The following is a 14,957-nucleotide window of genomic DNA, read 5'->3' as shown; positions in this document are numbered from 1 at the left end:
CGCCTCTATGGCCGCGCCGAACCGGGGCGGAAATGCCTGCGCCCGCCAACCTGGATCTCGCCCTGCTTTTATCCCCGCAGCAACCTTCCGCTCCCATCCACCTTCCGGCAGCTTTGACCATATGCATCCGCACAACTGCGTAAGCTGGGCGTCCGTTGGGTTTGAGCTAGCACCCAAAGTAAATGCGGGAATTGGCTCCTTGCATTCGAACGTGCGCGGTTCCGCTGCATTTGCAATGGAAGCGATCGCAACGAAAGTGGCGGCCAGAGTAGATCGAAACATGAATTGTTGAATCCCCATACGACACCTTTACATCGCCAATACTCCTGACAAGTGCAATCGAAAACCGCGAAGTTACCCGGCGTGCTTTAGAGGCGCAAAGTGCGCGTCGCAGAAGTGCCATTTCAGCGCAGAAACCCCAAGTTGAGCCTCGGCTTTCGTCTTGTCAAGCCGAGTAGCGACCGTGGACAATCCCACACTCCATCCTTCAAATACTGCTTCTTCGAAAGGTAGGTTCATAATAAACTCTAATACCGCAAAACTGTGCCGTTTATTGGAAGCCGTTCGGAAAATCGGCGAGGCTTTCGGCGTTTCAAAGGGGCGATCCGCAAGCAGGGTTGTCAGCGAACGAGAGAACGAGGGAACGGAGAACGTTATCGAAACCGAGTTTTAAGAAATACAACCTATTTGTAATGGACACAATTTAAAGGTTGCGCCAGAGGAAGGAATGTTGGAGCTGTGACCTATTCTGTTTCGCGCAATTGTAAGTTAAAGCTTTAAACGCAAGGAGTCCTATCGTAGGCGGGCCATGCGATGACGTTGAGACGGTAAAAAATTTTGACTAATATTAAGTTGAAAGTGGTTGACCTATTCGCTGGCGCTGGCGGATTTTCTCTTGCTGCCGTGCAGGCAGGATGCGAGATCGTATTCGCAGTCGAGTTCGATAAGAATGCTGCCACAACCTACAGGAATAACATCGGCGCGAGACATCGCTGCAAAAATGTCGTCGTTTACGACCAAGACATTACCTTGCTAAGCGCAGCCGATCTGGCAAAAAAGCACTTTTCAGCATTCGACTGCGATCTGCTATTGGGCGGTCCTCCATGCCAAGGGTTCTCCGCCCACAGGATCAACGATGCTGGTGTGGACGACCCGCGAAACGCATTGATCCACGAGTATTTCACTTTCGTGCGTAGTCTGAAACCCAAGGCATTCTTGATGGAAAACGTGCCCGGTATGTTGTGGCCGCGGCACAAGAGTTACCTCGATGAATTTTACAGGCAGGCGCTCGACAGCGGCTACGTTGTCCATCAGCCGTACAAATTGGATGCGCGGGACTACGGTATCCCGCAGCGGCGGCAGCGAGTATTCATTCTGGGTACCCGCGAGGACGTTACCACGGATGGTTTTGAGTGGCCGCCAGCGCCTACCCACTGCGCACCGGAATCGTCGCATATGACTGGATTGAAGCCCTGGCTGCCATGCAGCGCTGCTTTCGAAGAGCTGCCCGCAGATGATATCAATGGCGTGCACATGAACCACGGCCCCGAACTGATTGCTGCATTCAGACGCACGCCAGCTAATGGTGGGAGTCGAAGGGATTCAGGCCGGCTGCTTGATTGCCACGTCGATCACGATGGACACAAGGATGTCTACGGCCGAATCGATCCCAGCAAGCCCGCCCCCACCATGACAACGGCGTGCATCAATCCATCAAAGGGCAGGTTCGTGCACCCTGTCCTGCATCATGGCATCACGGCCCGACAGGCCGCACGCATTCAGACCTTCCCGGACGACTTCATCTTCGCTGGAGGTTTGACGGCCGCTGGTAAGCAGATCGGGAATGCCGTCCCTGTGGCGTTCGGACAGTGTCTCATTCAGCATATAAAGACGTTACTTTTGCGAAACTACGGCTGTGAAGAGAACGCCGAGATGCAGGTTGGCCCGACGGCTGAGATTGGCGAGCTGGTGAACGCATGAGGACAGTCGGCTTCAAGACCAGGGCGCGCACCGTCGATCACCTCGGACGCGAACAAATCGCTGACGTACCGACGGCTATCTCAGAGCTGTGGAAGAACTCTTATGACGCATACGCGCGGTCAGCGTCACTCACGATCTTCGACGTCGATCCGTTGGTTGTAACGCTAGCCGACGACGGCCACGGGATGAACGTAGATGAACTGATCGATCGCTGGTTAGTTGTCGGCACTGAATCTAAGCTATTTGGCGATGGTCGTTCAGAAGACGATCGAGACGGATTGGAGAAGAGGACTCGCCAAGGGCAGAAGGGCATAGGCCGACTTTCATCGGCACATCTTGGTCCATTGATGTTGCTGGTGACCAAGCGCAAGCAGCAGAAGATGGCTGGAGCCCTTATTGATTGGAGGCTCTTCGAGAATCCCTTCTTGATCCTGAGCGATATCGAGATACCGGTAATAGAATTCGATGATCCGACAGAGATCGCTGAATTCCTTCCTCTAATGGCCGAGGCTCTGCTTGAGAACGTCCTTGGCACGAGTCGTGCCGACGAGCGGTCCCATAGGATGATCGATGCCTGGACCAAGTACGATCTTGCTACGCAGGTAGAGGGACGTGACGGCGATAAGAAAAAGCCATCTGAAACCATCGTGACTGCTTGCAGATCATTCCAGCTCGCTGAAGACTACTTGAGGCCATGGGGCGTCTGGTCCGGTTTCAGCGAGAAAGGCACGGCACTTGTGGTCTCAGGCGCGAGCGACGAATTCACGGCACTTCTTCCTTCCAACAGTCAGTTTGCAACGGCAAAGGAAGACAAAGCCCGGTTCAGGACGACACTGGGGAGCTTCGTGGATCCGCTTTACGATCCCGCCAGACCTGAGGTCAATGCGGCCAAGCCCGATTTCGAGTATGGTGTATTCGTTTCCTCCGAAGGAACCCCGAGCAAAATCATTGGGTCCGCAGCAGAGTTTAACAGATCGCTCACAGATCGAATGGAGCACGTCGTTGACGGGCGCATCGACGAGAATGGCGTATTCGAGGGCCAGATTAAGTCCTTCGGTAAGTGGCGTAAGATCGGAAGCGAATACAGAATTCCGCCGCCGAGAGAATTCGTTGTGCCAAGCGGGACGGGAGCCTCGCTTGGGCCCGTCGATGTGTACATTGCGACCTTCGAGCAAGAGCAGAAGAACTCTACGCACACACCAATGGAGTTCGAATATCTCAAGCAGCACGCCTCTTCCCATGCTGGCCTGATGATCTACCGGAACGGTCTACGTGTCCTGCCCTATGGTCGCGAGGACAACGACTTCTTTGAGATAGAAAAACGGCGAAGCATTAACGCTGGTCGGGAGTATTGGAACGCTCGACGAATTTTCGGCCGTATCGCTATCAGTCGTGAACTTAATCCAAATTTGAAGGATAAAGCCGGGCGAGAGGGGTTCATTGTCAATAGGGCGGCCAAGTCTCTAAAGGCGTTAATTATCAATATCTTAAAGACGACAGCCTACGATTATTTCGGATCGAGCTCCGATGATCGCGCTTCGGAGATCAAGGAGACTCAGCTTAATTTTGCCGAGCTCAAGGCCAAGGAGGCGCAGGCGAACTTACGCAAAAAACAGCGTAAAGACTTCCGTAAAAATCTTAAGGCGCGGACCACGAGCCTGCCTTCTATCTCAGAAAGGCTGCAGGCGGACATCGCTGCAACCCGCATCGAGGTCGCTGACGACATCCCGATTGCACAGGAGCGTCTTGAAGCGGCGCAAGCCAGCATAGCCGAACTGCGCCTGCCTGGTGCCCCATCCCCACTAGGCACCCTTGAAGAGGAATACCGATCCTATCGGCGAGCGATGACAGAACTCAATCAAATGGTTGCAGATTTCTCGACCAGCATTGCCACAGCTGTAGAACGGATACATCCACCGTCCCCCGAAGAGATTGTTTTAAAACAGATCCAGCGTAACGAGGGCCAACTCACCTCTCGCGTAACGCGTTGGTCTAAGGAGATCAGGGTATTACAGGACGCAGAACGCGTTCGCATCGGGGACCTTGTGACGGAGCGCAACAAGCTTCTGCGTGAGGAGACCATGCCGCTGGTTGAGCAGACAGCTAGTGGTAGGCTATCGTTAAATGCTGCGTCGAAATCGATCCTCGAGGCCAAGAACAGGATCGATGCCGAGAACGAGCTGCTCTTTCAGAACTACCTATTAGCTTTGGAGAACTTAAAGGAAAGCATCGACATACAGGCAATCGCCGTCCTCGGCGGCGAGGAGAACAGTGAGCTCCGCAGCACCGTCGACCGCCTTAACGGGTTGGCGCAACTGGGCATCACAGTCGAATTCTTAGATCACGAGCTCCATTCCCACGATGCAGTAATAGACGACGGTATTCAACGGTTAAGAAAGAAGCTTAGAGGTGACCAGGATCTTGAACAGCTCGCCATGGGCTATGCTGGCCTGAAGCAGATTCTCGACTTCCTAGGTCCATTGCGCATGGCAGGTCGTCCCCAGCCGCGCGATCTTAGCGGCGAGTACATATACAATTACATATCCGATTTTTTCCGTCGCACTGTTATGAGCAGCGGCATCAAGATAATTGCTACCCCTGCTTTCCGACGCTTCAATGTTTTCGATCAGCCCTCCCGCCTTTTGCCAGTCTTCGTAAACCTCGTGAACAACAGCATCTATTGGTTGATCAACGAGCGTGTGGCGGCTCCGGAGATCGTTCTCGATGTCCGTGGTGCTGAGGTAATACTAGCCGACAATGGCCCCGGTGTAGATGAGTTAGACTTTAAACGGCTCTTCACCTTGTTCTTCACAAGAAAAATCGACGGCGGCCGTGGTGTCGGCCTCTACTTATCCCAGGCTAACCTTGCCGCGGGAGGACACACAATCCGTTATGTACAAGACGATGACAGGAAGGTCCTGTCTGGTGCGAACTTCGCGATGAAGTTCCGGGGGGCGAATATCAATGAATGAACTGGCAGGGGCAGCAGTGGGGGAACCCAAGGCTAAATTTTCCGATCTGGTCAAACAAGCTTTTATAGACCCGATCAGGTCGGTTCTGATCATCGACGACCAATATCCCACGTGGGAGCAGATTTTCAGTGATGAAGGTTATGACGCCTCCGACAAGAGTCGTTGGACGCCTAAAAGCAAGATCCTGAAGGTGGTGAGGCAATTTCGGAAAGTGTCGCCCGCGCTGACCGTTGACATTCACGATGGCCAGCACAACGAGGAGATCGGCAGCTACTTACATCAATCCGATCTTCTAGTGCTCGATTATCAGCTTGAGAAAAGCGAGCCGCATGGAGGACGCGCAGCCGAAATTATCGCCGATCTTCTTAAGAACAACCACTTCAATCTGGTCATAATACACACCGCAATTGGCGACCTTGTTGACCCGTTCAATACTATTTTGATGTCGCTTCTGACGCCACTGAAGATATTGGACAAAAGGGCCGAACAGGGATTCGCATTAATCGGAGATCTAGAAGATACCGGCGACGAGCGCTTCGAGAACGTCCGGGAAGAACTGCAGACAGCCCTCAATGCCACGGCATATGTCGCGCTCCAAGCACATATACGAAATGGAGGCAAGGCGGCCGAATGCATGACGTCATCGCGCGAATTTGTTACTTTTCGTGCCATTGCGGATGCGGCCGGGTGGGACCTCAGCAACCGCCTCAAGGTGATGGAATGGGGGATGTCGTTGCATAATAAGAAGGTCGCATCCTACGGCGCAGCACCTAGGGACCTGCGATGGAGCGTTCCCGGCATCCGCCGCAAGCCTTGGATTCGGACTAATGGCGGCTTCATCGCCTTCGCAGACAAAAAGAACACTGAGCTATTAAATATCCTCCAAACTGCGATCGAGGATTGGCGCCCCTCCCCATCCAGACTCATGTCCTCCCGTATTCGTGCGGAGATAAGTAAGCAAGGCGCTGGTGCCGAGGACAATGCCCTGAGCGACAAGCACGCCTATTGGCAATACTATCAAGAATTGAGAGGCACACCTTTAGATAACTCAGCCCTAGCGCTAAAGAATCGTCGAAAGACGCTGCTCGAGAGCCATACTGCGCGTCATGTTGAACGGCTGCTCGACTTGATTGGAATGAAGGCCGTCGAGTTTGGCATGAAAGTCTTAGAAACGGACCCAAGCGAGGGCAATCCGAAACGCTCCGGGTTCTCTAGTCACTACGCGATCAAGTCTTCCAATAGAGCGGTACGCGACAAAGCACGTTCGCACTACAACGCCCATATATCTACGAAACAACTCTCCGGTTGGCACCTTCAACCTGGTCATATTTTTAAGATCGATCGGGAGGTGTGGGTATGTCTTTCGCCTTCGTGTGACTTGGTGCCAATGCAGAAGATATCGGCTGCTGTCCATGGTTCCAGCGTGGCATCGGTGAAGCCGTTTGTTGGCGTCAAGTTGACTCCGAAGCCTACGTACACTGGTTCTGAGGTGAACTCTAACACCCTGATCTTCCTCAAGGAGAATGACGAAATTAGCACGTATACCGTCTATCCACGTGGCGGCGAGTTTGGATCTCCGGTCTGGCGGCTCTTCATGGCGTCCGACTACGGCAAGTTCGAAATTGGGGAGGATCGGACTGCCGAGCTTGAAGTAAGTTACCTGTCAGGGAAAGGGAAACAGATGCAGGTTGAACCAGTCAGAGCCAAGCTGGTCGGCCAGTTAAGATACGAGTACGCGTTGAATCTAATTCAGAAGCTGGGCGTCGAGTTTACACGTATCGGTCTCGATTTCTCTGCCCCAACCGATTGATACCAGCGCTTAACAAACACACAGAATGACAATTGACCCGTTTGCGTTAAGGCCAAAGCCGCCTGGCGGAAGCAGATACTATCAACGATGCCGCTTGCGATGCAACGAGAGACAGCAGGACGGTGAGTGATTGGACACTTTTGGAAAAAGATTAACAGAAGCATAGAAAATTGAGGGGTCCAATCACGCAGTAAGCCGCTGATTTTGTGCAAAATCAGCGGCCCGGCTTGGGGTACCATTTCCTAAAAGCGCATTGATTTCTCTAGGCTTTGACCAGCATGCGTCAGTGAACTCTTCGACGGTCTCACGCCGCCGAAAAGCTCACGAAACTTTGCTTCCGCGCCTCCGAGTATTACCGGGCTTTCATTTGCCAGATGCGGCGGACTCGATTAGACGAATCCCGTTACACCCCGTGAAGACCGGCGACTTAATTTCGCCATCACGCCCGCCTTTTTGAAAGCCCGTCCGGGATATCTGCTTCTTCGCGAAGTTTGAGGAAAACAACATGGCCAATGCGACCACCGCCGACAATAGCCGCACGCTCGCCGCTCTCGGCGTCACGGCGGGAATGATCTTCACCGTCGGCTCCGCCCTCGGTTTCCAGCATATTGGCGGTTATACGCCCTGCGCGCTGTGCCTGCTGCAGCGCGATCCCTATTATTACGCGATTCCGCTGGGCATATTGGCCATTGCGACCAGCGTCTTCAAATTGCCGGTCCAGATCACCCGGCTGCTGCTTGCCCTTATCGGCGTGGCGATGCTGATCGGCGCCGGGCTCGGCGTTTATCACGCCGGTGTGGAATGGGGTTTCTGGGAAGGGCCGATCACCTGCGCAACCGGGGCGCCTTCCATCACCACCAATGCCGGCGATCTGCTGGGCAATCTGAACGCCATCAAGGCCCCCTCCTGCAACGACGCTGCCTTGCGGGTGCTCGGCCTTTCCTTTGCGGGCTGGAATGTCATTGCAAGCGTTGCACTTGCGGCAGTCGCCTTTTTTGGCGCGAGCCGTAAAAGCCGGTAAGCGGAAAACCGCGTTGCAGTCCTCGAAAGATCAGGGCTGCAGCTCGGTATCCCAGTAAAGATAGTCCATCCAGCTTTCGTGCAGATAATTGGGCGGGAACAGCCGCCCGTTATTGTGCAGATCCTGAACCGTCGGCTGGAAGGGCTTCTGCGCCGGGAACATGCCCGCCTGCTTGGGAAGCTTGCTGCCTTTTTTAAGGTTGCAGGGAGAGCACGCCGCAACGACATTGTGCCAGGTGGTTTCACCGCCATGCGCGCGGGGAATCACATGGTCGAAGGTCAATTCGTCCCGCGTGCCGCAATACTGGCATTCGAACTTGTCCCGAAGGAAAACGTTGAAGCGGGTGAAGGCGGGGTTGCGGGTGGGCTGCACATAGGTCTTGAGGCTGACGACGCTCGGCAGCCGCATGGAAAAGCTGGGGGACGACACCGCGTGATCATATTCTGCAATGATGTTCACACGGTCTAGAAAGACGGCCTTGATCGCGTCCTGCCAGGACCATAACGACAAGGGATAATAACTCAGTGGCCTGTAGTCTGCGTTCAGAACGAGCGCCGGCAGGGCCTGTGGTGAAACTGCAATCGTCAAGGGCTTCTCCTGAGCGATTCGGCATCTGCACTTGTATATTAGGTCCGTTGTTACAGGATTGTGAAGCCTATAAATGCAGCGGCGAAGAGCTTAATTTTTGAGCCGTAGAATGGCCTTTTTCGCATTCCTGATGATCGAACGGCACGGGACACCTCCTGGCGCTGTGACACCGCTGGCCGATGCGGCAGGAAGGCGATTCGGGCCTTCGCCAGGCACAAATCCTTCTCACACCGGATGCACTATCGGTGATATGATTACCCCCGACGGACGACTGGAAAATCAATGCGCGCCGGGCATGGCAAATGTGCGGCGGCGGCATTCATCATTTCCGTCAATGGAGGAACGGTCATGAGGTTGGGCAGGCAGCAAGCAGCAGCATTGCGGGGCGGTCTGGCGGCCGGCGTCCTGACCGCCATGATCTTCCTCTCCGTGGGCGCCCACGCCCAGCAATATCAGAATTTCGAAGTGACGCCGGATGGCCGCGGCGGAGCGCAGGGAACGATCGGCGGGCGCAATTTCGAAGTTTACCGAAATTACGACCGGCCGCCGGCAAGCCGCGCCTCCCCCGAGACCCGGCGTGAACTCAGGCGGGCTGTCCCGCAGCAGACCTGTATTGTCGACACCGAGGGCAGGACCCGCTGCAGGTGAGCGCGAACCCGGCTTTCCGGCTGTTTTCAGCGCGCTGTAACAAAATTAGATTTCGTTAAAATGCAATCTATCGACTTAAACGGCCCGCAAGAATGGGTCGCTATGGTGCCAGGCACAAGACAAGACAAAACAATTGTGCAGGGGCAAGGACATGGCGAAGAGAACAATCCGTCTGGCAAAGATTTTTGCCGTCGCTGCCGGCGTGGCGGCAAGTGTTGCGACAACGGCGTCCGCCGTCCAGCTCGGTGGCCTTGCCCAGAAGCCCGGCGCCTCGCGGCCCGGCCAGTTCATGACCACGAGCCGTCCGACCATCGCACCCATTGCCTTTGCGAAATTCTGTGAAAGCGCCGCCGACCAGTGCCTCCGGATTGGCGACCGCGATACAGTGGAACTGAGCAAGCAGAAGCGCACGGAACTCCAGCGCATCAACGCCGAGATCAACACCTCGATAATCTATGCCAGCGAACAGGACGGCGAAGACGACTGGAAACTGAACCCGGCAAGCGGCGACTGCGAAGATTTCGCGGTGACCAAGCGGCAACGCCTCCTGCGCGCCGGCTGGCCTTCAGGCGCCCTGCGCATCGCCACAGCCCGCACAACGGATGGCATAGGACATGCCGTTCTGGTGGTCAGCACCAGCCAGGGCGATCTGGTGCTGGATAACCGCACCAATGTCGTCAAGCCATGGAAAGCGGTGGATCTGAAATGGATCAAGATCCAGTCGCACGAGGACCCGCGTGTCTGGCTGAAACTCTAGAACACGGTTTCAGGCTGAGCCGCCCTTTCGGAGGGCAGGCATTTCGGTTGACGGTTTAAGGCGCCGTATCTTTCGACCATCAAAACGGGTATTCTTTCCCCACAGAATCGGCGCGTCAACGCAGCTTTGGCGGGCAATGCGACAGCCGCCTTCAACGCTCTTGACCTTGTGCGGGAGAGACAGTATCGGCAGCTATGCCCAAGGTGCTCAACTGGATTCGCGGTCGTAAACAACCAGCCTCCCGCGACGACCGGAGGCGGCGCAGAATTGACCTTGGCGACAAGCCGGCCTCCTTTCCGATCTATGCCATTGGCGACGTGCATGGCAGCCTCGACCTGCTGTTGCAGGCGGAGCGGAAAATCCTTGCCGATCTGGGGCACGACCCTTCTCCCGCGCTGGTCGTTCTCCTCGGTGACTATGTCGATCGCGGACGCGATTCCCGTGGCGTTCTCGAACATTTGCTGCAGCCGCCACCCGCGCCGCTGCGCCGCATTGCGCTTTGCGGCAACCATGAGCAGCTCTTCCATGATTTTCTCGAAAATCCGCAGCAGAATATGCACTGGCTGGACTTCGGTGGCCGCCAGACGCTTTTATCCTACGGCGTCGATATCGACTATTTCCTGCAAAAGGGCCGCCTGAGACTGCAGCCATTCAGGGACGCCCTGCTCGGCGCGATTCCGCAGACCCACCGCCAGCTTTTATCCAGCCTGCCGATCTACGCCCGGATAGGACCCTATATTTTCGTGCATGCCGGCTTGAGACCGGGATTGCCGCTGGAGGCGCAGACGGATGAAGACATGCTCTGGATCCGGGAACCGTTCCTGTCGCAGGGGGCTGGGCTGGACCTCGTCGTCATCCACGGCCACACGCCGGTAACCGAGCCGGAAACCGGCCCGCAACGGATCGGCATCGACACGGGTGCATTCACCACGGGCAGGCTTACCGTTCTCAGGCTTTCGGATGCGGGCTTGCACCTGATCGGTTGAGCGCGCGTTGCCCACCCGCGTCAAGCTAAACTAACTGAACAAGGCCTGATGACGGCGTCAGGGCTTTGGTTTCAACCAGCCTGCCTGCCGCTCAGAATATCATCGAGGACCGCCATTTGCTGGCGATTCCATTCAACGGCGTCCTCAAACGCCCTGTTTCCCAGTTCCTGCCGCTGATCGCGGCTGGAGGCGAGCTGCAGGATCGCGTCGGCGAAAGCCCGATGGTCATTATCTTCCACAATGACCACGCCGCGCCGGTATCGCTCCGAAAGTCCCCTCACACCTGTCCGGGTGCTGATCGTGGGAACACCGGCGGCCAGGGCATCGAGCAGTTTTATATTGATGCCTGTTCCGAGCGTGATGGGATTGATGGAGAGCGGCGCGCGCGCGAAGGCGTCCTTCAGATTATCCACGCGACCGAGCTTGAGAATGCCTTCCCCGTCTTCGATCTTGCCGCATATGCCGCCCGCCAGAACCAGACGAATATCCGGCCGGGCAGCCCTGACCAGCGGCATGACGTTCTGGAGGAACCCCTTCAGGGAAATGATGTTCGCGTCGTTGCCGGAACCGAGGAACAGGAAGTCGCTCGGTGTTAAGTCTTCCACCCTTCCACCGAGATCGAGAATATGGCTGACGGTCGCAACAACCGGCGGCTCTGCCCCCAGCCGCTGCTTGAACGTCCGCTCCTCTTCCTCCTGAATGGCGACAACCACATCCGCACGGCGGAAAGCCTTGCTCTCCACGGCCGGCGGAACGGAGAACCAGTATCCATATTTGTTCGCGGTATTGACGAAAGCCTTGTGTCGGTCAGCGAAGGAATCATGGGTATCGAGAATGCGCAGCACACCCTTCGGCAACCCCAGGAACGCCCGCGAATGAAAAGCATATTCGACAATGACGGCATCGAGACCAAGCCGGCGCTGAAGGTCCCTAACCTGCCGGCCGATTTCGGGATAATAGAACTCGTCGAGGTGATTATAAAAACCGCTGTCGTGACCGAGAAGGCGGTGAACCTTTCGGACGGCTCGAAAGGCTATGACTTCAGCTTCGAAACCCAGATCCCCCATAAGCCGTGTTTCAAAGCGGTTTCGCTGCCGTGATACGAAATGCAGGCGTCCGGAACCGAATTCTGCTTCATGCACGACCGGATCGAAATCGGCGGCAATCGGGGTATCAATATAGACGAAATGCACCTCATGTCCCAGGCTGCGAACCGCACGTGTCAGCTGGAGAATCCGGCTGCGGTTACCCTCTGACGCAGGAACGGCGGGAATGGCTGAAACGAAAGCAACTTTCATGAGAACGATTGATTCTGTTTTGGAAAGGACTCGAAAATCTGAAAATTGTTTTTTGACAGGCTGAGAACATCAGGCAATTTCCGCTGGACCTGTTCGCGAAGGTCATCCGCATTCTCGACGAACTCCATCAAGGCATTCCTTATTCCGTCATCGCTATAGAAGGCGGAGGGAGCGAGCAGTTCTGACGAAGATAGGGCGAAATGCTGGTATAGCCCTTCGAATTTCCCCTGATAGGCGATGCATATGACCGGAACGCCTTTACCCAGCCCTGCTATTGCGAGATGCATGCGCCCACTGACAATTCCATCCAGTTGCGCTGCAATGCCCTTGAGAACGGACGCGGACCACTTGCCGTTCAGATATCGAACCCTATCTGCCAGCGAATCTGGAACCTGCCCGGCAATCGCCTGAAGGCAAAATTGGTCACCGAAACCCTCCCGGTAATCATGCGGCATAAGCAGCCAGCAGACAGGTCGTGCATCCGCCACAAAGTGCAATGCCTCGGCTCCCCGCTTGATGATGGTATCGACCTGGCTGCGGTCAGCATTTTTGAACAGCATGGGATGCAGGTTGAAGCCCATCACCCTGTATCCCTCGTCACGTTTCCGTTTGATCCAGGAGACGGTGTCTTCGTCCGGTTCTGAGGCAACAAGGCTAAACGCCGAATCGGCGACCAGTACCGCGTTTGTCCTGGCGAAGGATTGCAGGCGGCTGAGGGAAACCGGATCGCGCACATTAATCGAGACGTCAGGATGCAGGGCGCTATAAAACATAGCCAGAGCGGGATGAGGCGCTTGATTGAAACTGAAACCGAGGATGACATTTTTTATCCCGGCAGCCGCGGCCAAATCTGCACTTGCCAAGAGTTTTGCGCTGACCAACGGATGGTAATATCCGTCCATGACATCCGCCCCAACCACCACGACGCAATCGTATCGCCGCGCTTCAAGGTGGTTACCAAGTGCTCCGGCAAAATCAATTTCGCCAAAGAGATCGACGGGATTAAACCCCCTCTGGCGAACCAAGTCCGCGGCATCTGTTCCCTCGACCAATATATCGACTTCGACATCAGGATTTCTTGCGCGAGCATGCTGAACTGTCGCGGTGATCATGGCGTCATCACCGATAGAGCCAAAAACGGAATAGGGATCGCAGGCGACAATCAAAACCCGATTTATATGATCCCCACCGGGGAACTTTTTTATACGTCGCTTCTGCTCCTGCAGCGCGTGAAAGAAGTGACGAATGGCAACATCCTGATTGCGGCGTTCATTGTACTTCACCCATTCACGATGCAGCGGCGCGGGAATGATTTTTTTTATGAGCTTACGCATTCACTTCCTTCCGTGGGAGTACCTTGCTCGTGACGAAAAGAACGGCCGACCGCGCCTGCGTTCGGGCAACCAGCGCTATGAGCAAAAAATAAGTTAAGACGAAAACGGATCCGAGCAGTATTGCAGACATGAAATCGCCTAACCCCAGGGTGGCAATGTCAGGGCGCATCCATTGAACAATGACAAAGCAGAGACCGCTGGTGGCAAAACTCGGCAGAAGCAGAGACATTATTCTTCGGAGCGGCACGCCCAATTCGCGCGAAACATAAAAGAACGTAAAGGGCGTGGAAGCAAGCTGGCCAAATACGTAAACAATGACGAGTTCATCGATACTGCTTGTCGGTATGAAGACAATCATCAGAATTGTGGCAATCGATTTGACGGCGCCGGCAATCAATACCTTGTTCGGGCTGCCGCGTGCGGAGAGAAACGGGCCGTTTTGAAATTGTACACATTGTAACGCACCGAGAAGCAGCAGGGGTCTCGCGATCTCATCTGCTCCTTGCCACTGCGCCCCAAACAAAACGCGGCAAATCTCCGGCGTCAATGCCGCAAAAAGCACGAAGGCTGGTGTCGAGACAATTGCGGATATTGCGATCAACTGCTTGTAAAGTTCCGCCATGCGTTCGCGCTCGTGCGAGACGCGCGAAAGCACCGTCAGCGACACGTCATAAAGTGCCGACTGAAGCAATTGCATGAGAAGTTGATAAAGGCGACTGCCGACGGTGTAGAGGCCAAAGAGCGCGACCCCGTAACGCCCCAGGATCATGAAATCGATCAGGCGCGTGGCCGCGAAATCGACAATGCGAAGGCCGAGCGCCGACGAACCGAAGCGAAGCAGTTCGACGAAGGTGCCGGGGTTGAGAGTGTTGCCCGGCAGCCAGTGCGGCTTTCGCCAGAGCCATATCAGCGTGACGATGGTGGCGACATAGGTCTGCACGACAAGGCTCCAGACGCCCATGCCCATGATCGCGAAAACAATCGCCACGCCGCCGCCGACGATGTTCGATATGAATGTTCTGATTGCCAGCGGCTTGAAAGCCAGTGCACGGCGATAATTCACCTCCTGAAACATCGAGGCTGTGTTCAGCGGCAGCAATATGCAGATAGCCACGATCACCGGCGCCAGCCCTTCGACCTCAAACCAGCGTTCCAGTTCCGGTGAGAACACGCAAACGGTAATGGCCAGCACCGTTGCAACCGCAACCGAGGCATAAAAGGGCAGATTGACGTCGCCGGGTTCCAGATTGCGTTTCTGCACGATCGCATCTGCGAATCCGAACTCGGACACCATCTGGATCAGCATCAGAACCAGCCCCGCGGTGGCGACCATACCGTAATCAGTAGGACTGAGGAAACGGGCCAGAACGATGAAGAGAATGGAGGTGAAAAGCTTACCGCCCCAGTTCTGGACAATGGACCAGAACACGCCTTTCAGGGCAGCATTGCCTATCGACGCAGCTTCGGACATCAATCCACCACCCGTAAAACCGGCCGCGTCGACGCAACATGCGCAGCGACCACAAAATAGTCTACGCCCAGGCCGTGAAAGCGGAGGCTGCC

At 55.4% G+C, this 14,957-nt stretch carries 11 protein-coding genes; 7 read left to right on the top strand and 4 right to left on the bottom strand.

Annotated features, from left to right (window positions below):
• Positions 1 to 837: 837 nt before the first annotated feature.
• The 4 genes from BTE54_RS17810 to BTE54_RS17795 all read left to right on the top strand — a co-directional run bounded on the left by BTE54_RS17810 (position 838) and on the right by BTE54_RS17795 (position 7,783).
• Positions 838 to 1,980: a DNA cytosine methyltransferase gene (locus tag BTE54_RS17810; RefSeq protein ID WP_245316638.1), complete on the top strand. Its 1,143-nt coding sequence runs from the start codon at positions 838 to 840 to the stop codon at positions 1,978 to 1,980.
• On the top strand, positions 1,977 to 4,952 hold the full coding sequence (locus tag BTE54_RS17805; protein WP_078053376.1) for an ATP-binding protein: 2,976 nt from the start codon (positions 1,977 to 1,979) through the stop codon (positions 4,950 to 4,952). Before BTE54_RS17810 ends, BTE54_RS17805 begins: the two co-directional genes overlap by 4 nt.
• Positions 4,945 to 6,762, top strand: a complete 1,818-nt coding sequence (locus BTE54_RS17800) for a response regulator receiver domain (protein WP_078053375.1) — start codon at positions 4,945 to 4,947, stop codon at positions 6,760 to 6,762. Before BTE54_RS17805 ends, BTE54_RS17800 begins: the two co-directional genes overlap by 8 nt.
• A gap of 505 nt (positions 6,763 to 7,267) precedes the next feature.
• On the top strand, positions 7,268 to 7,783 hold the full coding sequence (locus BTE54_RS17795) for a disulfide bond formation protein B (protein WP_078053374.1): 516 nt from the start codon (positions 7,268 to 7,270) through the stop codon (positions 7,781 to 7,783).
• A 30-nt stretch (positions 7,784 to 7,813) separates the two neighbouring features.
• Here BTE54_RS17795 and BTE54_RS17790 read toward each other — a convergent pair whose 3' ends face one another.
• Positions 7,814 to 8,371, bottom strand: a complete 558-nt coding sequence (locus tag BTE54_RS17790) for an HNH endonuclease (RefSeq protein WP_003585610.1) — start codon at positions 8,369 to 8,371, stop codon at positions 7,814 to 7,816.
• 348 nt (positions 8,372 to 8,719) lie between these two features.
• Between BTE54_RS17790 and BTE54_RS17785 the strand changes: the two genes are divergently transcribed.
• The 3 genes from BTE54_RS17785 (at position 8,720) to BTE54_RS17775 (ending at position 10,762) form a co-directional block, all read left to right on the top strand.
• Complete coding sequence (locus BTE54_RS17785) at positions 8,720 to 9,019, top strand: hypothetical protein (RefSeq protein WP_162856828.1); 300 nt, start codon at positions 8,720 to 8,722, stop codon at positions 9,017 to 9,019.
• Between the two features lie 151 nt (positions 9,020 to 9,170).
• Complete coding sequence (locus tag BTE54_RS17780) at positions 9,171 to 9,776, top strand: transglutaminase-like cysteine peptidase (protein WP_003520892.1); 606 nt, start codon at positions 9,171 to 9,173, stop codon at positions 9,774 to 9,776.
• 194 nt (positions 9,777 to 9,970) lie between these two features.
• Positions 9,971 to 10,762 (top strand): metallophosphoesterase family protein, encoded by a 792-nt coding sequence (locus tag BTE54_RS17775; RefSeq protein WP_078053372.1) that lies wholly within the window; start codon positions 9,971 to 9,973, stop codon positions 10,760 to 10,762.
• 71 nt (positions 10,763 to 10,833) lie between these two features.
• Here the strand turns inward: BTE54_RS17775 and BTE54_RS17770 are convergent, their stop codons facing one another.
• From BTE54_RS17770 to BTE54_RS17760, 3 genes are read right to left on the bottom strand one after another with little or no spacing between them, the layout of a single operon-like run.
• Positions 10,834 to 12,060, bottom strand: coding sequence for a glycosyltransferase family 4 protein (locus BTE54_RS17770; protein WP_078053371.1), 1,227 nt, complete (start codon positions 12,058 to 12,060; stop codon positions 10,834 to 10,836).
• Entirely contained in the window at positions 12,057 to 13,394 is a 1,338-nt protein-coding gene (locus BTE54_RS17765) for a polysaccharide pyruvyl transferase family protein (protein WP_078053370.1), read from the bottom strand. The genes BTE54_RS17770 and BTE54_RS17765 overlap by 4 nt, the downstream gene beginning before the upstream one ends.
• Positions 13,387 to 14,865 carry a lipopolysaccharide biosynthesis protein gene (locus tag BTE54_RS17760; protein ID WP_078053369.1) on the bottom strand — a complete coding sequence of 493 codons (1,479 nt, stop codon included), beginning with the start codon at positions 14,863 to 14,865 and terminating at the stop codon, positions 13,387 to 13,389. Before BTE54_RS17760 ends, BTE54_RS17765 begins: the two co-directional genes overlap by 8 nt.
• Positions 14,866 to 14,957: the final 92 nt, after the last annotated feature.

Source organism: Agrobacterium sp. YIC 4121, from assembly GCF_002008205.1.
GTDB classification, from domain to species: Bacteria; Pseudomonadota; Alphaproteobacteria; order Rhizobiales; family Rhizobiaceae; genus Agrobacterium; species Agrobacterium leguminum.
The sequence above is the reverse complement of the archived record's forward strand: the minus strand, read 5'-3'. Positions and strand labels throughout refer to the sequence as shown.